Raw genomic sequence first — 26,296 nt, 5'->3', positions numbered from 1 at the left:
CCAGCATGCGCAGGCTAGTCCGCCACCGTCGGGCGCAGGGTTCCGTCGTTGAGACCGGCGAATCCCCGCTCGACGAGCTCCTCCCCCAGAGCCGTCGCCTCCCGCAACTGCGCCTCGAACGCCATCAACCGACGAAACGCCGCTCCGATCCGGCGCTGCTCCGACAGGGGCGGCCGGGGCAGGCGGGCACGACGGATGTCGAGGCGGCCCGCGAGGGACGAACCGCCGGAACCCGGAGCAGGCTGAGCGGCCCTCAGGAAGCCGGCCAGGAAGTACGGATCCAACTGCTCCGGGTCGACCCGGAGCAGGTAGAGCCGAGGGCCGAGCAGCGGGCCGCCTTCGGTGACGACATGGACAGCGGACGTTCGTGGTGCGAGGGGTGTCACCACGTCGCCCGCCTTGAGAGTGACCGCACCGGGTAGGGGCACGGCTGTCCCGGATGCCGGACGCCCGAGCCGTACGTCCCGGGCGGTGAGCACCGGCGCGGGTCCGTCCTCGGCCGTACCCATCTTCATCGGAGCCTGCCGGATCGTGACCGCGCCCGTTTTGACCAGCTCGCCGACTGTGGTCATCACCGGGACGTCGGGCGACGGGATGTCAGTCAGATCCGGCAGTGTCGGCACGAGGGCACCGACGGCAGCGCTCAACGCCGACAGACCGGTGGGAAAGGCGGACGATGGCGTGCCGGCGGCAGCGAGGTGCCGTGCCGGAGAAAGGTCGACATCGTCGTCCAACAGATCGATGATCGGCACCGCCCGGCTACCGGCCGGCAGCTCGGACCCGACACAGAAAGCAGCCCATGCCGCTACGGCACCTGCCGGTTCGGAGCAGGCGTCAACCATCAGCACCTCGTCGGGACGCGGCGTTCCGTCGGGGCGCTGCATCAGCCACACATCCGGCGCCACCGTCCCGGCCGATCCGCTCGCCGGCAGACAGATCACCGCGCGAAGCGCCCCGGCACGGAGCAGGTTCCCCCGGATGCGTCGGCCCGAGCGCCTGCTGGCGGCAGCGCCCGGCATGAGGATCGCGACCCGCCTTCCCGGCTTGACGTGCCGGAGGCAGTGCTGCGCCCAGGCGAGTTCCGGTTCCCCCCGGGGCGGCAGGCCGTACTCCCAGCGTGCGTCGCCGGCCAGTTCGTCCTGGCCCCAGGACCGGTCCGCGAAGGGCGGGTTGCACACCACCGCGTCGAACAGGTCCCCGGCGTACGCATCGGATCGCAGCGAGTCGGACACGGCGACTCGGGCATCCCCGGCGTGCAGCAGGAGCCGGGCGGCGGCGATGCGGGCTGCCGTCCGGTTTACCTCCTGGCCGCGGAACTCCTGAGCCCGGCTCCCAGCAGCGGCGAGCAGCAGGGTGCCGATCCCGCAGGCCGGGTCGAGAATCGTCTCCGCCTCCGACGCGGCAAGAGCGACCATGAGGACGGCGAACGCGGCGGGCGTGACAGTGTGGCGACGGGAGTGGACCTCGAGATAGCGCTGGCAGAGGAAGTCGAAGACGGCCCGGGATCCCTCATGGTCGGCCGCTTCGGCGGCCAGGCGCACGATGATCGCCGCATCCCGGTCCGGCAGGTCGGTGATGAGGTGCCCGAACTCCGGGACGGCCGTGCGCATGGCCTCGACCAGCCGATCCACCACCACGGCGTCCGACTGGTCGGCGAGTGCCTTCCAACCGGCCGGATCCCGCTCGAGGAAGACCAGGAAGCCACCGAGGTAGCCGATTCGATCGCCCAACTCCAGATCGACAGCGGAGCCCCGCAGCGACTGCCAGACCCGGTCGACGGGGGTGAGTCGGAACGGCTTGTCGTGTGTGCACAGCCAGGCCTCGACGTCCACCAGCGCGAACAGAGGGCTCGCGGAGCTGCCGCCGACGGGCTGCGGAAAGTCGGGGAAGCGCCGCCGCCAGTTGCTGACCGCCGCCCGCCCGACGCCAGCCAGGCGCGCGATGTCACCTGTGGCGACGGTGGAACCGTCCGAACCCAGCATGGTCACCACCCCTGCCCGGACGTCTGAAGCCTGACCAGCACCCCGCGGCTCTGAAGCTCCGCGATGTGCTCCGCCGCCCGCTGGGGTGCCGTGCCGCCGCGCACCAGCAGCCCCGCCTCGATGTTCCGGTTGACCCCGGACTGGGTCAGGTTGGCGCTGGACACCAGCAGCACCCGCCGGTCCGCGACGGCGATCTTCGCGTGCATCTTGGCGTGCTCCTCGGCCCGCCGCTCGACCGGCCAGTGCCATACCTGGACGCCGGACAGGTACGCGAAGGCGGCGCCGGGTTCCGTGCCGTTCAACGCTCCGCCGGCCCCGGCCAGTGTCTCGACCACGACGGTCACGGTCACACCGCGCGCGACCGCCGCCGCCAGAGCCGTCAGCAGCGGCGGGTAGGGCTTCGCGGAGTACGTCATCAGCAGCAGCTCGGCGTGTGCCTCTGCCACCAGATCCACCAGCACCTGGGCGGTGGCGCGGACCGGCACCGGGTGGGTGCTCGGCCCGCTCCACACCGACTCGATCCGTACCGCCGCCGACCGCTGCGCGTGGCCGGCAGCCAGCCCGCGCAGGTAGGCCGCCGCCTCCACGCCCGGCAGCTCCGAGGCGCGCTGCGCCGCCAGGACCGCCCCGGCCGCCTCGGCGAAGCCGGGCACCGGGACGGCGTGCCGGACGGCCTGCTCGGGCGAGCCGTCGCCGAGGCGGTCGGCGAGTACCCGCAGGTGTCCCGGACCGAGCCGGTGCACCGCGGCCTCGGCCGCCGCCTCGAACGCCGGGTGCCAGCTCATGGCAGCTCGGGGAAGAGCGCCAGGTCCGGCTTGTCGATCGGTACGACGAACCGCCGGTCCAGGAACCGGTTGCCGCGTTCGCAGGTCGTCTCGGAGACGAAGAGGCAGACGTGGCAGGCGGCACCGTGCAGGAAGTCCGCCGGGTCCTGGGGCAGCCGTTCGGCGCAGAGCGGGTCCGACGAGCAGTGCATGGCGTCGGCCAGCGCCCGTCGCGTGAGCCGGACCAGCGAGTCGTGTTCGGCTAGAGACACCAGCCCGCCGAGCGTGCCTTCGGCATCGGGAACGGCGGTGTAGATGAGGATGCCCGCGCGCTGCGGGTCGGCCCCGGTGCCGGAGTAGATCCGTTCGGAGAGACTCGCTGAGCTGTAGCCGCATTCCAGCGCGATGGTGCGGATCAGCAGGTGCGACAGGGTGTGCAGAGCGATGTAACGCTCGCCTGGCCAGAGGTGCATCGGGTCAAACGGTCCGGCGATCCGGCCGGAGTAGCGATTCTTGCGGAACCGCGCGTACGCGTCCCGGTGCTCCTGCATGACCTGGGTGTATTCGATCCGCTGCTCCCAGGCGGCAAGCAGGTCCTCGGGCAGGCGCAGGAAGATCCCCTCCCCCCGTACCTCGCTGGCCGGCACCCAGGTGGCCGCCCCCTTCCACAACGACGCGCGCGTGACGAGGTCGGGATCCTCCGGGTCGGGCGAGTCGAGTCGGGTGAAGCCGACCAGCGCGCGGACCTCCCGCAGCCGTTCGGCCTGGATGACGTCGGCGTAGACGTTCTTCAGCTCGCCGGGCACGCCGTCGGGGTCGCGGCGGAGAGTGAAGTCGTCCGTGGCCGGCGGCAGCTGCCCGGCAGAGAAGATCTCCCATTCCGGCGTACGCAGGTCGGGGTAGCCCTTCTCCTCCTCGCCGCCCTTGGCGCCGGTGCGGTGCCGCTCGATCGCCGCCCAGATCTCCTGGTCGCTCCACCTTTCCAGCTCACGGAACGCCGGCACGACCGTCCGCAGGTACGGCAGCATGTCCACGTTGGGAACACCCTCCAGGGCGGCCCAGTGCTGTTCCACCTTGGCCTGGAGTTCGCTGGCGCCTGTGCGCGGCACGGCCAGGGCGGAGAGGGTCTGCGCGAACCACTGGTTGGACGCGCCGACGACCAGGAGCTTCAGCTCGGCACCGCCGCAGCCCTTCGGGTCGAAGTCGCCCAGGTGCGGCCGACGGCCACGGCAGCGGGGCAGCTTGTCTGCGCCCCGCGGACCGAGGACCTCCTTCATGTTGCGACGGGCACCGCAGGGGGCGCACTTGATTTCGACGTTGGCGCCCAGGTTGCCGCCGCGGTCATCCATCTTCAGCTTGGGATGGCTGGCGTTCGGGCACGCGCCGCCCTGGTGGACGAAGTGGGCGTACGGGAAGTCGTCGAGGTGGCCGGCGGTGCAGGCGAGCACGAACCGCGCGCCCACCGCCATCGGTTTACGCCCCGACTTCTTGCGGCTGCACACGGTGTGGAAGAAGCGGGCCTCGTGTGGCTTGCGCGGCTTGGAGTTCTCGAAGCCGAAGACGTTCGAGTCGATCGGCGCCAGGTCGTCGCAGGCGGTGCAGCGCAGCCACCCGGGAAACGGCGTGATGGGCACTCCGACGCGACCGGCCGGGCCAGCGGGCTCCCGGTCGGTACCGTCCAGCCACGGCGCCGGACGCAGTTCCTTGACCGAGCGCTCCCCCAACGCTCGCACGGCGGCGAGCAGCCGAGGCTCCACGATCTCCTCCCAGTTGGGCACGACGGAGTAGTTCCAGTCGTCGAGCCCCCGGACCAGGACGGAGAAGTTGGGCAGGTCGACGATCGCGCCGACGCCGGTGGTGAACATCAGGTGGCTGGGGCGGACGGCACCGACCCGCCGGAAGTAGTTGGCGGCCATCAGTTGCCCTTCCCGGTCAGCGTCGATTCGCCCAGCTCATCCCCGTCGGGCAGGTCCTCGTCCCGTTTGGTGTCGCTGGCTGGGCCGAAGGACCATTCCGGCGTCCCGTACTGCGGGTTGAAGATCTCCCCGCCGGCGGGCAGCACGAGGTTGATCTCGTTCTCGGTCTCCCGCATGGACTGCCCGACCGTCAGCCCGGTCCACCGCCCGCCACCGGCCACGGTCAGCAGGCCCGCGAGCTTCTGCTGTTTGAACGTTCCCTCGGAGTAGCCGAGACGGGACGAGCCGGTCTTCTTCTTGTTCCACTCGTCCCGGAGCGTATTGATCCGCTCGTGGAGGTAGTCGCGCCCGCGCGTCCCGCTGATCGCCTCGGCGCGGGCCAGCAACCGGTCGATGACCCGCTGCACCTCCGGCCCGTCGAGCGGCACGTCGTGGGCGTCGGTGTTGCGGGAGAAGCTGTCCTCGCCGTTGCGCACGGCCGCGACGAGGGTGGCGGTGGTGCCCCGGTCCAGCGCCCGCCGGGTGTACGGGGTGACGGAGAGCGCCTCCACCTGGCGGTAGAAGGTCGCGTGGTAGTACTCGAAGTCCTCATAGTGGGCCAGGTCCCGCGGCCTGGTCCAGTTGTAGAGGGTGACCACCAGGCCGGGTCGCTTCGCGTCACGGCCGACCCGGGAAGACGCCTGGATGTATTCGGCGGTGTTCTTCGGCTGCCCGGTGACGACCATCAGACCGAAGCGGGACACGTCCACACCGACCTGGAGCATCGAGGTGGCGAGCACCGCGTCGACTGGCACCCGGTTCTCGTCTTGCCGTTGGTAGAAGCTATGGGTGACCGGGTGCCGGGACGGCTTAGGATTCGACGCGGTCTTGGCCTTGAACCCGTCCCGAATGTCCTCCAGGACGGCCCGACGTCGGGCAGTCGTGTCGAGCTCCGGGTCGAAGCCGTTCTCCAGCCGCTTGAGCACCTCGCTGATGTCGGCGGAGGAGACCCGGGAGGTGAGTTCCTGCACGTTGAGCATCTGCGTGCCGGCGATCCGGTCGGAGAGTCCCTTGCGCCGGCCGTGGCTGCGGACGCGGGTGGTGACCTGGTCGTCGAGCAGACGGCGCATGCCGGCCAGCTCACGGGTGGCGCTGAAGTAGCCGACGGTGGTCATGTACGGATCGGCCGGCTGCCCGTACGTGTCGAAGAGGGTCTGCCCGGCGATGAGCAGGATCTCCGAGAGGCGGATCTCCGCCGACTTCATCCGGACTCCGTGCGCACAGACGCCCAGGTAGCGGCGGCCGGGGTTCTGCACGGTGACCTTGACCTGCCGGCTGAAGAACGTGTCGGTGATGTCGATGACCGGCGGCGGGAAGACGGCGAGCTGTCGGCCGAAAACGCCGAGCACCTGCTCCCGGGCCCGCTTGGTGGTCGCCGTGGACGCCACGATCTTCGGCCCGGCCTCGCGGCCGCCCGGCAGCGGCCAGGTGCAGAGCTGGTCGACGGCCGCCTCGAAGAGGCCGACAATGGTGCCGAGCGCACCGGAGATGAGGTGCAGCTCGTCCTGAATGATCAGGTCCGGCGGGCGCAGCCGGACGACAGGCTCACTGGTGACGGCCGGCAGCTTGCCCTTCTTGTTGTGCCGGGCCCCGCAGCCGGTCTTCGCATCCAGGTCGTCGTGACGGTAGCCGTGCCGGGGGCAGCGCTCCCGCACCCGGCCGAAGAGCATTCCGGCGAAGCCCCGCCAGGGCAGCTGGGCGAGCTTGTCGACGGTGGCGATGACCAGGCTGGGGGCGTACCGGTAGATCTCCTCGTCGATGGTGAGGATCGGCAGGCCCTCGGCGGAGCGGGTCCGGGAGAACGGGCAGGCATCCGCACCTTCGGCCTCCGGGCAGAAGACCAGGACCCGTCGCTCGTCCTCGCGGACGGTCAGGTCACGCTCGGCGCGCAGCTTCGACCCGCACCACGGGCAGCTCAACGTCTGCAGCACGTTGGTGAACTTGCCGTTGCCGACCTCGCGCGCCTCCGCGATCTGCTCCGAGGCTTCGGTGAACCAGTTGGGGGACACCCCGCCACCGACCCAGAGCCCGATCCGGAACGGCTCCGCACCCCAGGTGCTCTCCGCCCGTCGGCGCAGCACCTCGGCGGCGCAGACCAGGGCGGCGGCCCGCTGGAACTGCTGCGCGGTGAGCAGCCGCAGCGTGTAGCGCATCAGCACTGCAACACCGCCCGCGCCGCTGCGGGCGTCCGCGCCGGTGCCGACCACGCCCTGGAGGCGGCGGATGGCGAAGGTGAAGGCGGTCAGCCCGAGGTAGGCCTCGGTCTTGCCACCACCGGTGGGGAAGAAGAGCAGGTCGACGGTGGCATCGCGGTCGGCGGCCCGCTCCGGATGCGCCGGGTCGGTGATCGACGGCAGATTCAGCAGGACGAACGCGAGCTGGAACGGGCGCCAGGAGGCAGCCGCGGCTCCGCGCGCGTCGATGGTGGCCCTGGCTGCGGCGTACGACAGGCCCTGCTCCTCGCGGAGCCGGGCGACCTCGCTGTGTCGACGTTGCAACGCCATCGCCTCGTTGGCGAAGCGGAACGCGGCAATGGCGTCGGCGTGCTTCTCATTGTCCGGATCGGTGAGCAGCGCAACGCCGGCACGGATCCGCTGGGCAGCGCGGCGCGCGTTGAAGACGGCCGTCACAGCGGCCGGGCGCAGCGGCTCCGGCAGGCCTGAAATCTTGGTCTCCTCGTCGTCGAGCCAGTCCTCGTACCCGTCGGCCAGTGGCGCGAGTCGGGTGCGGAGCCGGTCGATGTCGACGCTGGCGAGGGCGTCCATGGACAGTTCCACGCCGGCCAGGCCGCTGTCCGCGCCGACCTGGGCGACGGTCGCCGGCACGTTGTGGGTGGGCAGCCAGGTGGTGGCGAGCTGGTACGCGCACCGCTCGTCCTCGCGCACCGACGGGTGAACGGCCACGTTGCGGCCGGAGGCGTAGCGGCGCTGCGACCGGTAGAGCAGCTGCAGGTGCGTCTCCTCCAGGTCGTCACCGACGCCCTGCACCCCGTCCAGCGGGTCGTCGATCGGCAGGAAGACGGCGGCGTTGCCGTCCAGCGCGGTCACGGTGAGGGCGGCCTGGAACAGCCAAGCCGTGTCACCATTGCTGGTCGCCTCCATCTGCGTGTTGATCAGGGCAAGCTGCACCACCCGACGGCCGTCGCGAGGCCGGACCTCGACGGCCAGGTGCACGCCCGGCTCGTCCTCGTCCGACACCGTCAGCGGCATCCGGTAGGACGACTCGCTGTCGAGGCGAACCTCCTTGCGGTACGACACCGGCTCGCGGTACCAGACCCGGCGCTTCTTGCCCTTCTCGTCCTCGGACTCGCGCAGGTCGTAGCGGCCCCAGTCGGCGGTCACGGTGAGGACGTCGACGTCACCGGGCACCGCAAACGACAGCCCCATGGACGAGGCCCACATCTTGCCCAGGTTCTGCGGGGTGACGACCTCGGGCAGCTCGGCCTCCGCGCCGTCACCCTGGACGGCAGCGTCCACGTCCGCCACCTCGGCCGCCTCACGACGGTCGGACCGCGGGCGCTGCTTCGGGCCGAGCATGCCGACGAGGTAGCGCTCGCGCGGGCCCATCGCCCCGGGGCGGAACTCCTCGCGCTCGCCGTCCCACGGGCCGAGCAAGTCCCGCCCGATCAGCTTTTCCAGCTCATCCCGCACCTGGTAGGACGTCGCCTCGGGGAACGTCTGCGGCACGTCGAGCGGCGGGACCAGCGCGGGCTGGCCAGCGTCGTCCTTGCCGGACAGGGAGAGCGCCTGCTGCTCGCCACGAGGGTTCGGGAAAAGCCCGCCCTGTACGTCGACCATCACCACAGCCCACCTTCGGTGATCTTCGCCCTGCGACCACTCTTCTTGTCGTGCAGACCCTTCGCCAGTTCCTCGGCATAGCGCTGGTGGTTCAACTCCAGCAGCCGGTCAACGATCTCTTGGCGTGCAGCCAGACCAACAGTAAAACGCACACCTTGACGCGTGCTGTAGAAGCCGTGCTCTAAGTTGGAAAGCAGATCATTCCAGCCGTATGCCCGCACGATCGACTCGTCAATGAGACGATGAATTTCACGAAGCTCGGCAATGTCATAGTCTTTGCAGTCCGGAGCGTGAACCAGGTTGTAGGTACCGGTCAATCCGGCATTGCGAGCGAGCATCACATCCCGTCGCCGCTTGTCAAGCCGCTCCCCCAGTAGCCGAGTTTCAGAGTTGAGGGCCGGACGAGCAAAGGTTTCATAGACGTCGGAAGGCGTGTAACGCTGATCCCCCTTCATTGTCGACGCCTGCTTTACCGTCCACCAGTAATGAGGAGCGCTGCTAAGCAGCGCCAACATACCGAAATCGTCACTGGCGAAGACGACAAGCATGTTAGAGAGGACCTGCCCGGTTGGAACCATGACAGGCATCACCGTCCTGCTTACTTGAGCAACGGCAATAACCCTCTCCATAGCTTTTATGGCTGCATACAATTCTGGCGCCGGGCGCGTGAATCGCCACCATATTTCACGCCGCTGCCTATCGTTCTTCTTAGCCCGCTCGGGCTTAACGAGACGCAAAACTCTGTCATAGCATTCCGGATAAGACTTGGCCCGCTCTTCAGTCCAGTCATGGAAGTTGATTACCCACCGCCGCGCGGAGCAGTCAGGCCGCTGATTTAGATCCTCGCCATTGAGGTACGGGAACAATACTTCAGCATTCCGCGGGTCCTTCTCGATCAATGATTGCGCTTCTTGTGGTGACATAGTAAAGCCAAGACCGAGAATGTAGGAACCGATAAAGGCGCCGTTCCCCTCGACCAATCGCTCCGCTTTACCAATCGTCCTAGAAGACGGCTCGAGTGAAGAGGTAACCCCTACGACTGTGGAGCCATCTAGGATTCGATGAGCCTCTGGACCCAACGCTGTCCGACTAGTCCATACTGCACAATACTCCAACATCGCAGAGCGCGACGGCCAACGCTCACTCTTCACGGCTTTACGGATTTGCACGCCATCCTGAAGCAGCTGGTCGAGTCCGACTTCACGACTATCCCCTTGTGCGAGCGTGTTAGTGGCAATCAAGCCGGTCTGCCCTCGCCGGTTGAGGAGCGCATGCGCTTGGAGCAAGAAGTAGGAGACGAGGTCAGCGGTTCCTCGGACGCCGCGTCCTAGCACGTTAACGAGATACTCTCGATAGGCGTCTCCGAAAGCGCCTGTAAGACGTTGTCCACCCAAGAATGGGGGATTCCCAATAACCGCATCGAACCCCGAAGCCTCAAAAACCTCGGGGAAAACAAGTGGCCAGTGAAGCGGTTTGCGCTCGAATGAGCCAGGCACTCGATCTGCAGCCAGCCACTGCTTCCGCTGTTGCGCGAGCACGGCCTCCTCGGCGCGTCCGGCAGTCAGATCATCGGCCAGCTTGGCCGCTTGAACTGATCCGGTGTTTAGTCCGCGATCGCCCTTCACAGCGAAGGCAAGCGCTGCGCCGACTGCCAAATCCGCAAAGAGGCGGAGACGACGCGAAGTCAGCTCGGCCGCTCTCAACAAATCGCGTTTTCTGGTTAGCCCAGCGAGCGAATCATCACCGCCGCTCACCTGAGAGATCGCACGACGGCTATCTGCCGTGTCGCGGACCACGGCACGCACGCCATGGGCCCACCCAAAGAGGTCCTCATGGATCACGCGGCCCTCTTTGGGCTTCACGTGCATGTACTCAAGTTGCTCCACAGTCGCGAGACCAAGAAGGGAGTCGCCTGCCACCAAACGATCGTCGAGGAAGGTGAAGGGGCGCCGCGGGTCCATGGAGACCAGCCAGAGCGACAGCTTCGCCATCTCCACTGCCATCGGGTTGATGTCCACTCCGTACAGGCAGTGCTCGATGATCTGCCGCCGCGCCTCCACCACCAGCGGGTCCTCGTCGGCGTCCACCGGTCGGTCAACCTCACGCTGCTGGTAGGCGAGCGCGCGCTCGTGCCCTTCCCGCGACCACGCCTCGATCAGGTGACCGGCGAGGTAGCGAGCTGCGGCGACTAGGAACGCCGCAGACCCCATGGCGATGTCGGCGACCTTGAGCGCCAAAATCTCCTCGCTAGACTTTGGCTCCCACTGTGACTTGTCGGCCGTCTGCAACGGTCCCGGCTCGTAGACCAGCGGCTCCAGCGCCCCCTCCACCACCTCTTCTGCCAGGAATCGCGGTGTGTAGTGGGTGCCGGTGTTGCGGCGCAGCGCCGACTCGGTGACGAAGAGCGCACCGGGCAGGATCACCACGGGCAGTCCCCGCAGGTCCTCGCGGATGGCCCCGACGAAGGGCAGCAGCCGCTCGGAGAGCGGGTAGTCGCCGCCGGTGACGGCGAGCAACATCTTGCGGGCCTCCTCGCGCTCCACCCCGTCGAGCGGCGCCAGCCGCTTGGTCAGCGCCGCGACCGAGCCGATCTTCGAGTCCTTGTATTTCTCGGCGAGCGCCTGGGCCAGCGCGGGCAAGTCGGATACCCGCTCGCTCAGAGCCTCAAGATCGGCGAGGGCGACCTCCTCCTCCAGCCCTTCCTTGCCGATCAGCCCAACGGTCACGTCCTTGGCCCGGAAGCCCTCGAATGAGAGCAGGCCCTCGTAGACGTACCCGATCTGCTCGACGTCGAGGGCGCGGAAGCTGAGGGTGCGGCGCTCCCGGGACCGGCCGGTGCCGATCTCGACGTACTGCACGGCCCGGAGCATGTGCAGGACGGTCCGGTCGTCGATGGTCAGCGGCAGCCATGGGGTGGCCTCCGGGTCGAAGAGCGACCCGTCATGGCCGTGCATGGTGAGCCGGGGGTGGTCGACGCCGCGGTAGACGGCGTTGAAGAGGGCGAGCAGCCGGTGCCAGGCGGCGGAGCTGTGCTCCAGGTCCTCCTCGCTGCCCTCGATGACTCGCTGCTCCAGCTCGGCGCAGAGCCGCCCCGCCGAGTACGCCTTCACATACAGCTCGTTGTCGGCGGGGAGCAGCTTGCGCTCCTCGGCGAAGAGCAGGAAGACGATGCGCATCATCACCGAGACCGCGCCCCGGTAGACGTCGTGCGCGTCAACGTCCTGGAGGCCGCGCCCGCCGAGTTCGCGGTCCCGGACGTCGGTGCGACCCATGGCGGCGACGAGCAGCTCGACGGCCTGGCGGACCTGGACGCCGAGCGCCTCGGTGATCTCCTCCTGGCTGCCGAGGCTGGCCCGCAGCAGCGGCACCAGCCGCTCGGCGTCGAGGACGCCGAAAAACCGGTGCCGGGACAGCAGCGAGACGAACGCGCGGACCACGTCGCGCTCGGCCGCCTCGGGCCACGCCACGGCATCGAAGACGGCCGTGGTGGTGACGCCGCCGCGCGGTGCCCACACCACCGTCCACCAGCGGCCGTCAGTGACCAGACCCAGTTCGATGTTGTGGTGTCGGCACAGGTGGGCCAGCCGGTCGACCGGGGTCGCCGCCCACGCCGAATCACGAATCCGGGCGGTCGGCTGGCTGCCGGCCGGGCAGATCAACCCCAGCATTCGTACGCTGTCGGGCTTGATCTCCTCGCCCGGCTCGACGAGCGCGAACGACGGGCGCAGCTCGGTGTCGTGCTCGGCGACGGTGTGTGCGAGCGTGTCGAGGCCGTCGGTGTGCAGGGTTTCGCCCCAGCCGAGCAGCTCGCGCAGGACGTACCCGATCCACGGCTGCTGGGCCGCGGCGGTGTCGGCCTGCCAGGTGGCGTGCTCCTGACGCAGTCGTTCGCGGGTCTTCTTGTCGAGGGCGTCCAGGGTCGGCCAGGTGCCGCGGAGCACCGGCAGGCTGAGGAACGGCCCACTGACCTCGACCAGGCTCAGCCAGTTGCGGTGCTGCTCGGCGCCGTCGGGTGCGGCGGGACGTCGGAAGGTGCGGCTCATCGGATGGCCTCCCGCTTCGGTACGACGAAGACCACGGCCACCGGGAACCGGTGCGGCTTCGGGTCTCGGTAGCGGGCCGCGACGGCCGCGAGTTCGCGGTCGCGCTCGACTTCCAGGGCCGACAAGCGTTCCTCCCAGCATTGACGGTCCTTGCGGTACTGCGCCAGTTCTTCCTTGCTCTTCGCAGCGACGGCGACGCTGAACAGCGCATCCTCGGCGTCGTCGTCGGCGAGCGCGCCGCGCAGGGTGGTGGCGAACTGGTCGAGGTTGTCGATGATGCGCTGCTGCTCGGCTGCCTGCCGCTGGTCGAGCTTGCGCTTCAGGGATTCGTGGCGGGTGGCGGTGCGCCAGTCGATGGCGGCGAGCAGGCCGTCGGCGACGCGGGGCCAGCGCTCGGCGAGCCGGGCCTCGACCAGGCCGGAGGCGGCGCTGCCGGTGGTGATCGCCCGGTCGAGGATGCCGCCGAGGGTCCCGAGATTGTCCAGCCGACGGAACCGGCCGTGCTCGGGCGCCCAGCCGCCGGCGTAGAGGACCTCCTCGTGCAGCCGCACCCCGTCGGCGCCGACCAGCACGAACCGGGAGTACGCCCCGACCAGCACGTCCTCCAGCGCCGGGTCGTCGCTGACCACCGCGGTGACCCGGTGCAGCCCGATGTCCGGGTTGGAGACGGCGGCGCGCAGCAGCCGGGTCGACATGGCTACCAGTGGGTGGTTCAGGTGGGCGAGCACGATCTCGTCCTGCCCCTTCGCCACCGCCGGCTCGAAGGTGACCGGCAGTTGTCGGGGCGGCTCGTCGTCGCGCTGCAGTTTCGCGGTCAGCCCGGCGGCGGCTCGCTGCCACGATCCAGTCAGCGGCGGGACGGTGTAGAGGCCGTCAACGAGGTGCTGGTCGTCGATGTGCCGTTTCAGCGGCTGCTGGCGGGCCAGTTCGAGGGCCGTGTCGACGACCCGCTTGACGGCCGGCGGCGTGATGCCCAGTTCCTCGACGGTCTTGTCCAACTCCGCCCGAAGCCTGACGACCTGCTCCCGCAGGTTGGCCTCGGTGGGCAGGCTACGGGTGCTCTTGGCCTTGCCCGCCTTGTCGATGTCCACGTCGACCTGCTGGCCGAGCATCCGGCGCTGCACGGCGTCGGCGAGCACCGCGTTGACCGAACCGAGGTCGGCCTCCATCCGCGCCACCTTGGTCGCGATCCGGGACAGGAACTCCAGGTCCGCCTCATAGGAGTCGACGGACTTGCCGAAGCCGCTGCCCACGAAGTGCTTGATCTCGGGGGCGGTCGTCTGGCCGTACCGGTCGACCCGGCCGATGCGCTGCTCCAGCTTGTTGGGGTTGAACGGGATGTCGTAGTTGACCAGTCGGTGGCAGTACTTCTGCAGGTCGATGCCCTCGCTGGCGGCGTCGGTGGCGAGCAGGATGCGCACCGGCTGCTTCGTCGGGTCGGCCTGGAAAGCCAGCCGCAGTTGCTCGCGCTCATCGGCGGGCGTACCGCCGTGCAGCAGTACGAGCTCCTGCCCGGCCAGGCCCTCCTGGCGGAGCAGCTCGGCCAGCCAGATCTGGGTGTCGCGGTATTCGGTGAAGACCACGACGCGCTCGTTGGTCCAGTGCCGGCCGTCCGGCTTGCAGACCGCGCCGAGGTAGGTGATCAGCTCCTTGGCCTTGGCGTCCGGCAGCGCCGCCTTCCCCTCGGCCCACTGGTACATCTTCTCCAGCAGGGCCATCTCGTCGGCGGTGGCGTCGGGCTGCATGGCCCTGGTCCGGCCGAGCGCATCGTCCTCGGCCTCGGCGAGCTGGTCGTCGGCGTAGGTGGCGACGTCGTCGAAGAAGTCCTCCATCCACTCCGGCACGTCGTCGTCGGCCGGCAGGACGGCGGGTGCCTTGCGGCTGCGCAGGGTCTCCAGGTAGACGCCGACGGTGTGCGCGAAGGCGGCAGGGCTGGAGAAGAGCCGCTTCTTGAGCAGCAGCGTCACCAGGTCGGTGGCCTTGCGTCCCCGCTGGGAGTGCAGCCGCTTACGTCGCAGCTCGGCGAACTCGGTGAGCAGGGCGTGGATCTGCCGCTCGCTCTCCGGGTAGGTGACCGGGATCGCGGTGGCGACCCGCTCCACGAAGCGGGGCTTCCCGTCGGCGTCCGTGACGTCACGCTTGAGCCGCCGGACGACGGTGTCCTTCACGGCTGAGGGGTCCGGGTCGACACCGCGGGCGAACCGCTGGTTGTCGAGGATCTCCAGCAGCGCGGTGAAGGACGCCTGGTAGCCGTTGTGCGGGGTGGCGGACAGGAACAGCCGGTGTGTGAAGTGCGGTGCGAGCCGACGGATCAGCTTGGTCTGCTGCGAGTCGACCGCGTAGACCTGCTTGGGGGCGGCCGGGGCGACGTGGTGCGCCTCGTCGAGGATCAGCAGGTCGAACGTACGCGGGTAGGTGGGACCGTCGGCGGGCAGCACCTCGTCGAGCAGGCGTTGCGCCTTCTGCCCCCGCAGCCACGGCAGGCTGATGATGCTCAGCGGGTAGACCTCGAACGGGTTCGCCGCCGAGCCATGGGTTCGACGGACCGTGGCGCAACGCTCGGCGTCGATGATGGCGAAGTCGAGACCGAATTTCTCCGCCATTTCGTCGCGCCACTTGAGGGTCAGACCGGCCGGGCAGACGACCATGATGCGCCGGGCCCGCTGGCGCAGCAGCAGTTCCTGGGCGACCAGGCCAGCCTCGATGGTCTTACCCAGGCCGACGTCGTCGGCGAGCAGCAGGTTGACCCGGGGCGCGTCGACCGCACGGGCCACCGGCTCCAGCTGGTAGTCCTCGATCGCGACACCGGAGCGGAACGGCGACTGCAACGTCTTCACGTCGGCGGAGGTGACCGCCGACCAGCGGACGGCGTCGAGGAAGGCGGCTAACCGCTGCGGCGAGTCGAACTTGCCCTCGGTGACGTCGGGCAGCGAGCCGCTGGGCAGCACCTGGCGTCCCGGTTCGACCTCCCAGATGACATCGAGTGTGTGGCCGTAGCGGCCGTCCTCGACACTCTGCAGGCTGACCAGGCTGCTGTGCTCGCCCTGCTGCACGTCGCTGACCACCCACCGCTGGCCGCGTACCGCGACCAGGTTGCCGATTTCCGGCTTCGCCGTCGTCACGCTCGGCATAGTCCCCCCATTGTTGGTTCGCCCCCACTCGATCCGACCCGCACCGTACGCCCGGTACTCATGGGGTAACACTCAGCCAAAAGGCTTGTTTGTTCACTTCACAGGACAGCGAGGGCGGCCAAACGATCATTCCCTCAACGTCCCGTCGACGGGACTGCCTAGCTAGTCAGGTAACGACATCGCCAGGTCGGTCGCCTAGATTTCTCCTGAAAAGCAGTAGCTCCACCAACTCCGACGTCCACCGCTCACCCGACACCGACAGCTGCGCCGCCGCGCGAGACATGAAGGCCAGGTAGATCTGATAGCGGCGAGGCGACCAGCGCGGTCCCTGCCAGAGCCAGCGGGCGGAGCGGCCGTTCAACGCGTACGGCTCGTAGGCCCGGCCCTGCCAGAAACCCCGCATCTGCCGCGCCAGCCGCGCATCCAGGATCAGAGCTGGGCACCGAGCCTTGTCCGTCCTGCCGGCGAAGTAGAGAAACTTCGTGAAGAAGGCCGGCCCGAACGCAGAGATCCGGCCCGTGCCGAACAGCAGCTGGTAGGCAGCACCGGCGCCTCGCCGGTCGAGGGCGTCGACTGCGGCGGCGAGCCGCTTCTCAATCTCACTCGTCGGCAGTCCCGGCAAGCCTGCCTTGCCATTCAGAACCCAGCGCAGCCGGGCCGGCCCAAAACCACGGCTTCCCCAACCCCAGGCAAAGGACGTGACAAGGAGCGGCAGCCACAGCTCGCGCTCACGGCACTGTCGCGCCACGTCCGTTACCGCCCCACGGCTCAGCGACAGACGAGACGAGGCATCGGCATCGAAGGGCGGACATCGATCGAAATTCACCCACCGCGCCGGCACAACGTCAATCGAGTGACCGCTGACCAGGTCTTCCGCGCTGCGGCGCTCACCACCAGACCTGAGTTCCCACTCACGGCGCTGCTGTCTGAGCCAATCCTGCTCTTCGGCGGTGAGGCCGCCTTCGACCACACCTTTGTCGTGGTCCGATGCGTCGTCGGGGAGCAACGTCCGGTAATCGCAGGGCTGCTCCCCCGCGGAGTCGTTCGGGTCTGCGGTCATTTCGCGCCACCTTCGGGGCGAAGGGTGCCGGCGGCCAGGCCGTCCGCGGTGAGTCGCACCAGGTCGGCACTAAGTGCACTCACCTCCGCGAAAGCGGATTCGAACGCGAGGAGCCGCTGGAACGCCTTCCCGTACGCCAGTTGCTCGTCCAGCGGCAGCCGCCGGATTTGTGCCCGGCGGACGTCGACCCGTGAACCAGACAGGCTCGTCGTTTGCTTGTCGTTGGCCGAGTTACGCAGCTGCCCGGCCATGAACCATGGATCCAGCGCAGCAGGGTTGGGTCGCAACAGGTAAAGGTGAGCACCAAGGAGCATCCCGTCGGATGTGATCACCCGCGAGATCAGTTGCCGCGCCGCTGCCGGAACGACCACGTCCCCCACCATCAGCGGCACGCGTTCCAGCAGTGTGCCGTCGTCGAGCCCGGACGCGTCGGCACCCGCGAGGACATCGCTGCCGGTGAGGACGAGCGAGGCCTGGCCGTGAGCTGTGGAGTCAGCCTCTCCCCGGCCGGGTGCGGCACGGATGGGGCCAATCACCTGTAGGGCACCGGTGCGGGCCAGCTCGGCGACCGACAGAGTGCCGGACACCGGACCGTCGGGCGCTGGTGTGACCTGCGGCAGCAGCGCCGGCAACTCGCCGACGATGGCGGCCAGTCGTTCTCTGGTGCGTACCAGATGCTCGCCTGAAGCCTCGCCCACGACGGCCGGTTGCCGGCGCGCGGGGGTGAGGTCGACCTCCTCGTCGAGTAGCTCGATGACCGGGACCGCGCGGGCGAACCCGGCCTCCTCGACGTCGCCGTCCGGGGCGGCGGCGAAGGCCCGCCACGCGGCCAGCACGCGCGGCGCCGTGTCGGCCAGGTCGCCGCCGGCGGCGTCGATAAGCAGCGCCCGCGCTGGTGGCGGCGCGTCCGTCGCGGCGCGTCGCAGCACCCACAGGTGCAGGGGTACGCCGTGCGGCGCTGCCACGCCCGGCGGAAGCGCGATGACGGCGCGCAGGTGACCGCGGCGCAGCAGTTCACCGCGAATCCGTTTGCCGGCGCGGCGGCTGGCGACCGTGGGTGGCATCAGCAGCACGGCGTGCCCGCCGACCCGCAGATGGGCCAGCGCGTGCTGCACCCAGGCCAGCTCGGGTTCGGTGCGGGGTGTGGTGCCGACGATCCAGCGGGGGTCGTGGCCGAGTTCCTCGTCGCCCCAGTTGGTGGCGCCGAACGGTGGGTGGCAGACGACGGCGTCGACGGCGCGGCCGGCGAAGGCGTCGGCGCGCAGCGAGTCACCGGTGCTGACTTCACCGGGTACGTCGTGCAGGGCCAGCCACAGGCCGGCAAGTCGGGCGAGGTCGTCGTCGAGTTCCTGCCCGTAGACCGAGGTGCTGCCGGCGCGGACGGCGGCTCGCAGGATGGCGCCGGAGCCGGCGGCCGGGTCGAGCACTGAGCCGCCGCCGACGCTGGCGAGCCCGATCATCAGGTCGGCGAGGTCGTCGGGGGTGGCGAAGGGGCGGCCGGGCCCGGGTGCGGAGAACCGCTGCCACAGCTCGTCGAACGCGCCCTGCGGGCCCAGTTCGTCGGCGAGGGCGTCGACGTCGGGCAGCAGCGGCGCGAGTTGCGCGTCGGGGTGACCGGTTCGGGAGCCGCGCTGGCGGGCCAGGAGGAGGGCGCCGACGGCGGCGAGGCCGGCGGCCGGGGTGTCGCTGGCCGCGGCGAGGTGTCGCCAGAGCCGGTCGGCGGTGGCCAGCTCGGGGAGCTTGCCCTGGGCGCGTAACCACTGCTCGACCTGGAGCAGGTCGAACTCGGGGCTCGCCGTCGTCCCGCCGACCGGGGCGGGGAAGTCGGGGTGCCGTTTACGCCAGTTGCTGACCGCAGCGCGACCGACACCGGCGAGCCGGGCGATCTCCGCTGCCGTGATGGTCGGGTTCTCCTGCACGTCGAAAGTCTCGCACATCTGTCAAGCACGAGATTGTCTGTTGACACCGTTCTCGGACGATGCTCTTATTGACGCCGCAACGTTCACATCAGGAGGACAACGATGCGCAAGACCACCACTCTCGCCCTGATCGCCACCGGCCTCGTCGCCCTGGGCTGCGGCTCCGGCGCCACCGACACGTCCAAGAGCTCCGGCGACGGCGGCAAGGGCGAGGACGCCCCGGCGAAGACGGCGAAGATCGGTCAGCCGGCCCGGGACGGGAAGTTCGAGTTCACGGTGAAGTCGTCCAAGTGCGGCGTCGCCAAGATCGGCACTGACGTGATCGGCGCGAAGGCGCAGGGCCAGTTCTGCCTGGTCACGGTCAACGTGAAGAACATCGGTAAGGAAGCGCAGATGTTCGACGGCAGCAGCCAGAAGGCGTACGCGGCCGACGGCACCGAGTACTCCGCCGACACCGGCGCGGCGATCTACGCCAACAAGAACGCCGAGACGTTCCTCAACGACATCAACCCCGGCAACCAGGTCAACGGCGTCGTGGTCTTCGACATCCCGAAGAACGTCAAGCTCGCCAAGCTCGAGCTGCACGACTCGATGTTCTCCGGCGGCGTCGACGTCGCCCTCGGCTGACGAGCGCCATCCCCTTGCAACAGCGGGGCGGGCGTCCCGCCCGCCCCGCTGTCCCCCGCCATCGTCAGTTCACTGGAGGAACCGTCGTGACCAATCCGACCACCCCGACCTCGCCCGACGAGCCGACCCGCCTGCCCGAGGCGTCTGAAGAGCCGCGCAACGCGGCGGCTGGCGATGCGCCGCCGGCCGGTGCCGCCGTACCGCCTGAGGGCCCGACGGTCCGGCTCGCTGGCGTTCCGGCCGGTGTCGCCGTCCCGACCAAGCGATCTGCCGCCAAGGCCTGGGCCGCCGGCGGCTTGGCCCTCGTCATCGCCCTCTGCTGCGGGGGCGCCGTCGTCGGCGCGGTCGCCGGCGACGACGCCGAGCCGGCTGCCAGTGCGAGCAGCTCCACGTCTACCGCTCCGAGCAGTGCCACGCCGACCACTGCTGCGCCGACGGCCACCGCCACGACGGCTGCGCCCACCACGACCGCGCCCACGACCACCGCCGCCGAGCCGACCACGGCCCCGCCGACCCCCAAGCCGAAGGTGCTCAAGGGACGAGGCGACGACGTCGTACGGATCAAGGAACTGACCGATCTGTCGGTCATCAAGTTCACCTGCAAGTGCTCCAGCAACACCACCCTGAAGAGCGACGGGGACGGCCTGCTGGTGAACGAGATCGGCTCCTACAGCGGTAAGCGGTGGATCAACCTTGAAGACGGTTCACTGACCACCCAGTTCGAGGTGGAGGCGTCCGGGTCGTGGACGTTGACGATCGGCAGCGTGGAGCAGATGGCCACGAAGGCGCTCACCGGAAAGGCTGCGGGCAAGGGTGACGACGTGCTGGTACTCGGCGGCGATGCCGCCGCCGCGAAGATCACGCACTCCAGGGGCAGCTCGAACTTCGTCGTACACGCCTACTCGATGGAGACCGGCGAAGGTGGCCTGCTCGTCAACGAGATCGGCGGCTACTCCGGCGTGCGTCCCCTGCAGGCGCCCGCCCTCGTTCAGGTGACGGCGGACGGCAACTGGACCATCACGCCCGCCTGATCCGTTGACGACATCAGCTCCATAGCGTCGAGGCGGAAGACGGCCACAGCCGGCGCCTCGACCATCCTCTCCCGAGACGTCAGGAGGCGTCGTGCGTCCCGATGAGTTCCTCCGCACCCTGGCCCTGCTCCCCCCTCCCCTGCACGACCGTGCACTCACCCTGCGCGCCTTCACCCGCCCTACCCGCTGCGACGACTGCCAGCGCATCGGCGACGCCCTCCGCCTGGCCCTCACCGCCGCCCACTACGACGAGCTGACCTCCACCGGTGAGCTGCTCGACACCGCCGAGCGGCTGGCCGCCGACCACGGCATCCACCGCCGGTCCGGCGACGACCAGCAGCGCGGCCGCGGCCGGGTGGTCCGCTGGGCGGCGACGTCCGCGCCGCTGGTCGCCGCGACCGACGCCAGCTGGAAGGGCCGCGTCGGCGGCATCGGGTACGTCGTCAGCGACGGCCATTACGGCCTGCTCGGCCGGGGCACCGGTCGGCTCGACCCGACCGGCGTCTCCCGGGTGCTGATCAACGAGCTACGCGCGGTCGACTACCTGCTCACCGGGTATGACGGGGTGCCAGCGGGCATGACCGTACTGCTGGACAGCCTCGCCGCCCTGCGCTATCTGCGCCGCTGGCAGGCCGGCGAGACCGGCGCGATGCCGGCCGGCTACAGCCTCCGGGAGCGCCGCTGGTCGGACCAGCCCACCCTGGTCCGGCTCGCCGAGCAGGTGGCCCGCCGCCCCGATCTGACGTTCGCGCACGTCAAGGGACACAGCGGCCACGCCCTCAACGAGGCCGCCGACGGCCTGTCGCACATGGCCCGCCGGCGGCAGGAGGAGTCCTTCGACCTGCGTCCTCGGGCGCACGCCCTGGTCGACGCGTTCCTGCGCGACTGGCACGCGAACGTCACGCTCTGACCGCGCGACCACGGTAACGCACATCCACCGCTCACCCGGGCGGACCGACGACCCGTCGGTCCGCGGACACCACACGCCTGGAGACGACCATGACCCAGCCTCCCCCGCCCACCACGCCCCTGATCGAGCTGATCTTCGACCGGCTCGCCGCCGCTGACGTACCGACCGAGACCGCCGAGCTGGTCCTCGCCGCCCTCACCAGCGAGGACGACCTGACCGCAGCCCTCGCCGGCACGCCCACCCGGCTCGACCCCCGCTCCCCCACCGGCGACGGCCCAACCGAACGGATCTGGCTGAAGTCGGTGACCGTCGCCGGGTTCCGCGGCGTCGGCCCGGAGCGGACCCTCCAGATCGACCCCGGTCCGGGCCTCACCCTGGTCGTGGGCCGCAACGGCTCCGGCAAGTCCAGCTTCGCCGAGGCCGTCGAGCTCGCCCTGACCGGTGACAGCGCCAGGTGGGCCGACAAGACGAGCGTCTGGCGTACGGGATGGCGCAACCTGCACAGCCCGGACCCGTGCTGGGTCGACGTCGAGCTGCGGGTCGACGGGGTGGCCACGCCGACGCGGGTGAACCGTGCGTGGCCGGTCGGGGCCGAGCTGGCCGACGCCGAGGTGACCGTCACCAGCGCCCAGGGTCGGCACATCGGCCTCTCCGAGCTGGGTCTGGCCCGCCCGCTGGAGCTGTACCGGCCGTTCCTCACCGCCGCCGAGCTGGGCAAGCTCGCCGCCGGCACGCAGAGCCAGCTCTTCGACGCGCTCTTCGCGATCCTGGGCCTGGACGCGCTCACCGACGCCGACCAGCGTCTGCTGCGCGCCGCCCGGCCGCACGACACGACCATCAAGGAGGTACGCGCGCAGCGCACCGCCCTGGCTGACGCGCTTGCGGGGATCGCCGACGATCGGGCTCGGCGGACCGCCGCGCTGCTGCGTGGCCGGGGCGCGGTCGACCTCGGCGCGGTGACGGCGATCCTCGACGAGCCGGACGAGGCGACCGCCGACCGGGAAGTGCTGCTCTGCCGGGAACTCGCCGCCCTCGCCCCGCCGCCGGTCGACGAGGTGACCCGGCTTGCCGGCCAGCTGCGGGAGGCGGCGGCGGAGGCGCTGCGCTACGACGGTGGCCGGTCCCGGGCCGCGCTGCGTAGCGCCGAGCTGCTCCGCCTCGCCCTCGAACACCACGACGACGAGGGCGACGGGTCGTGCCCGGTGTGCGCCACCGGCACCCTGGACGGCGGGTGGCGTGCCGCCGCCGCGCAGTCGCTCACCGAGCTGCGGCAGCGCAGCGTCGCCGCCCAGACGGCGACGACCCGGCTGACGGCTCTGCTGCGGCAGGCGCACCACCTGATCGACGACCTCGTGGTGCCCGAGGGCCCCGGGTCGGAGCCGACGGTCGGGGCACTGCGTGACGCCGTGGCCGCGCTGCGGCGCGTACCTGGGGAGCCGGCCGAACTGGCCGACCACCTGGCCGCGCGGTACCCGGCGGTGGTGACCGCGGCGGACGCGGCCCGCGCGTACGCCGAGGGGTTCCTGCGGCAGCGCGACACCGGTTGGCGGGCCGCGGCGGCCGACGTGCGCGAGTGGGTGGCCGCCGCCGGCGGGCTGCCGGCGCGGGAGGCGACCCTGACCCGGTTGAAGGCCGCGCGCGCCTGGCTGAAGGACGCCGGTACGCAGATCCGCAACGAGCGGGTCGCGCCGTTCGCGGAGCACTCCCAGCAGATCTGGGCGCAGCTGCGGCAGGAGAGCAACGTCGAGTTGGGTGCGATGACGCTGGAAGGCGCGAACACCCGGCGGCGCGTGGTTTTCCCGGTCAACGTGGACGGCGCCGACAACGGCACGGCCCTCGGGGTGATGAGCCAGGGTGAGATGCAGGCGCTCGGGTTGGCGACCTTCCTGCCGCGTAGCTGCGCCCCGGAGAGCCCGTTCCGGTTCATCGTGGTCGACGACCCGGTGCAGAGCATGGACCCGTCGAAGGTGGACGGGCTCGCCCGGGTGCTGGCCGCGCTGGCCGAGCAGCGACAGGTGGTGGTCTTCACCCACGACACGCGCTTGCCGGACGCGGTGCGCCGGCTCGACATCGGCAAGGCGCGCATCATCGAGGTGACCCGGGCGGAGAAGTCGGTGGTGACGCTGCGGCCCGGCTCCGACCCGGTGACCCGCTACCTGGACGACGCGTACGCGTTGTCGCGGAACGAGGAGATCCCCGCCGAGGTGCGCGGGCCGGTGGTCGCGGAGCTGTGCCGCTCGGCGGTGGAGGCTGCCTGCCACCGGACGGTCTGGCGGACCCGGGTGGTGCGGGGTGTTCCGCACGCCGACATCGAGGCGGCCATCGTGGACGCGTCGCGTCGGCTGGCCACCATCGTCGCGATGGCGGCGTTCGACGATGCCGAGAAGGGCGGCGAGGTGCTCGGCTGGCTCGGCCGCCGGCACGGAAGACGTGCGGTGAACGCGTACCAGGCGTGCCGGGAGGGCGTGCACGGTGCGAACCTGGGGGATCTGCCCGGCCTGGTCGCGGACGCCCGCCTCCTCGCGGCGGCGCTGTCGTGACCGCGCCGACGCCGCAGCGCTGCCTGGCGGCGGCCGACCAGTTGTTGCGCGGGTCCGGTCTGCTCGGTGCCGCGGCGGTCAGCGCCGGTTGGTGGCCGCGGGCCTGCGCCTGCCTGATCCGGCTCGCCCTGGAGGGCGGCGTCGACGGCTACTGGCAGCGGGTCAAGCCGGCCGTGGCGGTATGCCCGCAGGGCCGCGCGAAGCAGTTGATGCTGCGTGGCCGACTCGGGCCGGGCACTGAAACCGCCCGCCGGGTGGCGTTCGCCTGGGCGACGCTCTCCACCGCCACGCACCATCACTGCTATGAGCTGGCCCCGACGGCGGCGGAGCTGCGACGCCTGCACACCGAGGTGAGCACCCTGCTCACGCACCTCCAGCCGACCGCCAGCACCACGAACCAATAGTTGCCCGTCGCCGTGGCGCTGCGGCCCCGCCCGCCCACACTCGGTCTGTTCGGCCACTCGCCTCTGGACTGCTATGCGTGATGAGGTGGCGCTCCAGCTGAGCATCGTGTTTCAGCCCGGCAGTGCCGCTCTCAGCACCAGCGCGGCGGCCGAGGGCGGGAGCGGAACATCGAGAATCAGCTCCTTCCCGCGGTCTTCGACCGGGCCGAGCACCACCGCGACCTCGTAGCGGTCCGGCGTGGCCCAGATCTCAGACCAGGTCACTGACGGGCACAACGTTTCTCGCGGACCGAGCTGCTGTTCGTGAGGCGTGCCGGGAGCGAGATCGAACCCGTCTCGGATCGCGTCGACGCCCTGGCCACGGGTGTCCCCCGGCAGGTTCACCATCGGCCCTCCGCCGACAATCACGCCGTCCTTCAGGTAGAGCACCTGAAGGAGCGATGGCGGACTGGAGGCCACATGGACTGCCCGCGCGGCGGCGAATGTCACCGTTATCGCGGGACCGGAGTCGCCATTCACCTTGGTTAGCGAGGACACTTCGGCCCTGAGGATGCCTCCCGGAGTTGAACCGGGGTGGTCGTAGCGGTCGCCGCAGACGTACACCGCATGCTCTTCCCCGGTGGCGGTAGGCCTGGTGGAAGTCACCGGCCCCGGCGTGGCGCCCGTGCCGGTGGTTGCATCACCGCCGCCGACGATCCCGGCGGCGGCGACCGCGACCAGCGAGACCACCATGATCGACGCCGCACCGGCTCCCGCCGCCAGCAGACCACGGCGTCGCCGGACACGTGCGCGCAGGCGATCGGCGGCGAACGACGGCGGAGCGGCCCGGTCTGCCAGGCCTGCCAGGCTGTCCCGCCAAAGACGATCATCGGACGGCACGGTCGTCCTCCCTGGTGTCGTCGTGCAGCAGGCCGGCCAGGCGATGTCTCCCGTCGTACAGGTGGCGTTTCACCGTGCCGGCGCCGCAGCCGAGTTGCGCGGCGATCTCTGGAATCGGTAGATCGACGTGGTAGTAGAGGACGACACACGCTCGTTGTTGTGGGGTGAGCGCCAAGAGCGCCGCGCGCAGGTCGTGGCGAGCGTCGACGGCGTCTGAGGCGTCGTCGATCCGATCTGCCGTCAGCGCGAACGGCAGCACCCGCCGCCACACACCGCGCCGGCGGACCCGGTCGAGATAGAGGTTGAGTACAGCCTTGCGAACGTACTGCTCGGGGTTGCCGATCTCGTCGCGTCGTTGCCGGGTGAACACCCGCACCAGCGCATCTTGCACCAGGTCCTCGGCGTCGCTGTCGTTGCCGCACAGCAGGAAGGCGTAGCGCTTCAGCGCCGCACCTCTGGTGCTGACGAGATCCGTCAGCACCCGCTCCCAACCGGCCACAACAGGGTCCCCTCGGTGTTGTCCTCAGTATCTTGGACGAACCAGAGGCCACCCCGGTTGGGGCAAGGCACTGACCGACTGCCCCGTCTCGCTGCCAACTCGTCAACGGACGTCTGGGCGAGCAGGTCAGCGCGACACCTCCGGTGGCTTATGGTGAGAAACCGGGCACCCGGTGGGCGGGTGTCCGGTCGGGGCCGTGGGATTCACGCTGCTCAGCCGGAGGGTGGACCGATGACCGAGAACGCCCGCGACGTCGACGACTGCTGAGATGGACTGGGCCGGATGGGCGTTGTTCGGCTTGGTCGCCACCGCGGCGCTCACCGCGGCGATGATCACAGCTCAACTGGCCGGCCTCACTCGGCTCGACCTTCCCCTGGTGCTCGGGGCCTTCGTCACCGAGGATCCCGATCGGGCGCGTGTCGTCGGGTTCTTCCTCCATCTTTGCGCCGGTCAGGGTTTCGCGCTCGGTTACGCGGCCGCGTTCGCGCTGCTGCACCGCGCCACCTGGTGGATTGGGGCGCTGTTCGGGATTGTGCACGTCGGGATCGCGCTGACGGTGCTTCTGCCGCTGCTTCCTGGGGTCCACCCGCGCATGGCCTCGCAGCGAGCGGGGCCGGCCAGCACGGCGGTGTTGGAGCCGCCCGGTCTGTTCGCCGTCAACTACGGCATCCAGACTCCCCTGGTCACGGCTGTCGTCCACGTCGTCTACGGGGCTTTCCTCGGGCTGCTCCTGCAAGCCCGGTGACCCGCGCGGG

The 26,296-nt window shown here is 69.9% G+C and carries 16 protein-coding genes; 6 read left to right on the top strand and 10 right to left on the bottom strand.

Annotated features, from left to right (window positions below):
• Nucleotides 1–14: 14 nt before the first annotated feature.
• From ACFYPR_RS20665 to ACFYPR_RS20630, 8 genes are all read right to left on the bottom strand, one after another.
• The gene (locus tag ACFYPR_RS20665; RefSeq protein ID WP_387261668.1) at nucleotides 15–1,982 is read right to left on the bottom strand and encodes an N-6 DNA methylase; all 1,968 of its coding nucleotides are present in this window, start codon (nucleotides 1,980–1,982) and stop codon (nucleotides 15–17) included.
• A 2-nt stretch (nucleotides 1,983–1,984) separates the two neighbouring features.
• The gene (gene drmC, locus ACFYPR_RS20660) at nucleotides 1,985–2,767 is read right to left on the bottom strand and encodes a DISARM system phospholipase D-like protein DrmC (protein WP_387261665.1); all 783 of its coding nucleotides are present in this window, start codon (nucleotides 2,765–2,767) and stop codon (nucleotides 1,985–1,987) included.
• The gene (gene drmB / locus ACFYPR_RS20655) at nucleotides 2,764–4,662 is read right to left on the bottom strand and encodes a DrmB family protein (protein ID WP_387261662.1); all 1,899 of its coding nucleotides are present in this window, start codon (nucleotides 4,660–4,662) and stop codon (nucleotides 2,764–2,766) included. The genes drmC and drmB overlap by 4 nt, the downstream gene beginning before the upstream one ends.
• Nucleotides 4,662–8,498, bottom strand: coding sequence for a DISARM system helicase DrmA (gene drmA, locus ACFYPR_RS20650; protein ID WP_387261659.1), 3,837 nt, complete (start codon nucleotides 8,496–8,498; stop codon nucleotides 4,662–4,664). Before drmA ends, drmB begins: the two co-directional genes overlap by 1 nt.
• Complete coding sequence (locus ACFYPR_RS20645) at nucleotides 8,498–12,541, bottom strand: Eco57I restriction-modification methylase domain-containing protein (RefSeq protein ID WP_387261657.1); 4,044 nt, start codon at nucleotides 12,539–12,541, stop codon at nucleotides 8,498–8,500. The genes drmA and ACFYPR_RS20645 overlap by 1 nt, the downstream gene beginning before the upstream one ends.
• A complete protein-coding gene (gene drmD, locus ACFYPR_RS20640; RefSeq protein WP_387261655.1) occupies nucleotides 12,538–15,663 on the bottom strand; it encodes a DISARM system SNF2-like helicase DrmD in 3,126 nt (1,041 codons plus the stop codon). The genes ACFYPR_RS20645 and drmD overlap by 4 nt, the downstream gene beginning before the upstream one ends.
• A gap of 175 nt (nucleotides 15,664–15,838) precedes the next feature.
• The gene (locus tag ACFYPR_RS20635) at nucleotides 15,839–16,732 is read right to left on the bottom strand and encodes a hypothetical protein (protein WP_387261653.1); all 894 of its coding nucleotides are present in this window, start codon (nucleotides 16,730–16,732) and stop codon (nucleotides 15,839–15,841) included.
• Nucleotides 16,729–18,669, bottom strand: a complete 1,941-nt coding sequence (locus ACFYPR_RS20630) for an N-6 DNA methylase (protein ID WP_387261650.1) — start codon at nucleotides 18,667–18,669, stop codon at nucleotides 16,729–16,731. Before ACFYPR_RS20630 ends, ACFYPR_RS20635 begins: the two co-directional genes overlap by 4 nt.
• Nucleotides 18,670–18,753: 84 nt before the next feature.
• Between ACFYPR_RS20630 and ACFYPR_RS20625 the strand changes: the two genes are divergently transcribed.
• The 5 genes from ACFYPR_RS20625 to ACFYPR_RS20605 all read left to right on the top strand — a co-directional run bounded on the left by ACFYPR_RS20625 (nucleotide 18,754) and on the right by ACFYPR_RS20605 (nucleotide 24,163).
• Nucleotides 18,754–19,278 carry a DUF4352 domain-containing protein gene (locus ACFYPR_RS20625; RefSeq protein ID WP_387261649.1) on the top strand — a complete coding sequence of 175 codons (525 nt, stop codon included), beginning with the start codon at nucleotides 18,754–18,756 and terminating at the stop codon, nucleotides 19,276–19,278.
• Between the two features lie 86 nt (nucleotides 19,279–19,364).
• Entirely contained in the window at nucleotides 19,365–20,309 is a 945-nt protein-coding gene (locus ACFYPR_RS20620) for a hypothetical protein (RefSeq protein ID WP_387261646.1), read from the top strand.
• A 91-nt stretch (nucleotides 20,310–20,400) separates the two neighbouring features.
• Entirely contained in the window at nucleotides 20,401–21,219 is an 819-nt protein-coding gene (locus ACFYPR_RS20615; RefSeq protein WP_387261643.1) for a ribonuclease HI, read from the top strand.
• Nucleotides 21,220–21,308: 89 nt separating this feature from the next.
• Nucleotides 21,309–23,759: an AAA family ATPase gene (locus ACFYPR_RS20610; RefSeq protein WP_387261642.1), complete on the top strand. Its 2,451-nt coding sequence runs from the start codon at nucleotides 21,309–21,311 to the stop codon at nucleotides 23,757–23,759.
• Nucleotides 23,756–24,163 (top strand): hypothetical protein, encoded by a 408-nt coding sequence (locus tag ACFYPR_RS20605; RefSeq protein WP_355138642.1) that lies wholly within the window; start codon nucleotides 23,756–23,758, stop codon nucleotides 24,161–24,163. The genes ACFYPR_RS20610 and ACFYPR_RS20605 overlap by 4 nt, the downstream gene beginning before the upstream one ends.
• A 111-nt stretch (nucleotides 24,164–24,274) precedes the next feature.
• On the opposite strand, the gene ACFYPR_RS20600 is transcribed toward ACFYPR_RS20605, so the two are convergent.
• Together ACFYPR_RS20600 and ACFYPR_RS20595 are read right to left on the bottom strand one after the other, a co-directional pair.
• Entirely contained in the window at nucleotides 24,275–25,042 is a 768-nt protein-coding gene (locus ACFYPR_RS20600; protein ID WP_387261638.1) for a hypothetical protein, read from the bottom strand.
• A complete protein-coding gene (locus tag ACFYPR_RS20595) occupies nucleotides 25,029–25,541 on the bottom strand; it encodes a sigma-70 family RNA polymerase sigma factor (protein ID WP_363940566.1) in 513 nt (170 codons plus the stop codon). The genes ACFYPR_RS20600 and ACFYPR_RS20595 overlap by 14 nt, the downstream gene beginning before the upstream one ends.
• A gap of 268 nt (nucleotides 25,542–25,809) precedes the next feature.
• Between ACFYPR_RS20595 and ACFYPR_RS20590 the strand changes: the two genes are divergently transcribed.
• Nucleotides 25,810–26,286, top strand: coding sequence for a hypothetical protein (locus ACFYPR_RS20590; RefSeq protein WP_354856911.1), 477 nt, complete (start codon nucleotides 25,810–25,812; stop codon nucleotides 26,284–26,286).
• Nucleotides 26,287–26,296: the final 10 nt, after the last annotated feature.

This window comes from Micromonospora sp. NPDC005254 (genome assembly GCF_042872525.1).
Classification (GTDB): Bacteria; Actinomycetota; Actinomycetes; order Mycobacteriales; family Micromonosporaceae; genus Micromonospora.
This window is presented reverse-complemented; position numbering and strand designations above follow the sequence as displayed.